1 protein-coding gene is annotated in these 1189 nt (G+C 66.8%); it reads left to right on the top strand.

Annotated features, from left to right (window positions below; all coding sequences use genetic code 11):
* Positions 1 to 169: 169 nt before the first annotated feature.
* A complete protein-coding gene (locus AB0M20_RS44700; protein WP_364307682.1) occupies positions 170 to 1165 on the top strand; it encodes a sugar ABC transporter substrate-binding protein in 996 nt (331 codons plus the stop codon).
* Positions 1166 to 1189: the final 24 nt, after the last annotated feature.

The following is a 1189-nucleotide window of genomic DNA, read 5'->3' as shown; positions in this document are numbered from 1 at the left end:
AGCTCGACGCCGAGCTGTTCGTCGTCGTCGAGCAGGACATGTACCCGGTCGACTTCGACCTCCCGCTGTCGATCGCCACGCGTACCCGGCAGTACCTGAACTCCGCCGGCCTGCACTCCACGGCCGCGCGGTCACGATGAGACACCGTCCCCCTTCGAAGGGAAACCTGATGAACATCAACCGTACGCGCGGAGCTCGCCTCCTCGCCGTTGCGGCGGTGGTGACCCTCGGGGTCACCGCCTGCAGCGGCGGTGGCCGGGAGAAGACCGACGACGCCGACACCGGCGGTGGCAACGCCCCCGGCAGCTCGGGATACACGATCGCCTTCATCACCCACGAGACCCCGGGTGACACGTTCTGGGACAAGGTGAAGAACGGCGCCCAGCAGGCGGCGAAGGACACCGGCGTCACGCTGAAATACTCCAACGACCCGGACGCCACCAAGCAGGCCCAGCTGATCCAGAGCGCGGTCGACTCCAAGGTGAACGGCATCGCCACCACCCTGGTCACGCCGGACGCGCTGGCCGGCGCCGTGAAGGGGGCGACCGACGCCAAGATCCCGGTGGTCGGCTTCAACTCCGGCATCGACCAGTACCAGCAGCTCGGCGCCCTGATGTACTTCGGCTCGGACGAGACTCTCGCCGGCAACACCGCCGGTGAGAAGATCACCCAGGGCGGCGGCAAGAAGCCGCTCTGCGTCATCCAGGCGCAGGGCTCGGTGGCCCTCGAGGCGCGCTGTGCCGGCGTGAAGGGCAAGGCCTCGGCCACCGAGAACATCCAGGTCAACGGCGCCGACGACTCGGCTGTCGTGTCGACGCTGCAGGCAAAGCTGTCGGCCGACAAGTCGATCGACTACGTGGTCACGCTCGGCGCGCCCATCGCCGTCGACGCGCTGAAGGCCATCGACGCGGCCGGCAGCTCGGCCAAGGTGGTCACCTTCGACCTCAACCAAGAGGTCGCGCAGAACATCTCGGACAAGAAGATCGAGTTCTCGATCGACCAGCAGCCGTACGTCCAGGGTTACATGGCGGTGACGTCGCTGTACCTGAACCTGAAGAACGGCAACGACATCGGCGGCGGCAAGGCCGTGCTCACCGGCCCGTCGATCGTCGACTCGAACAACATCGCCACGATCCTCCCGTTCACCAAGAACAACACCCGGTAATCCCCTCTTCGGCGGCTGCCGGCC

The sequence above is a fragment of the Actinoplanes sp. NPDC051633 genome (genome assembly GCF_040681735.1).
Classification (GTDB): domain Bacteria; phylum Actinomycetota; class Actinomycetes; order Mycobacteriales; family Micromonosporaceae; genus Actinoplanes.
This window is presented reverse-complemented; position numbering and strand designations above follow the sequence as displayed.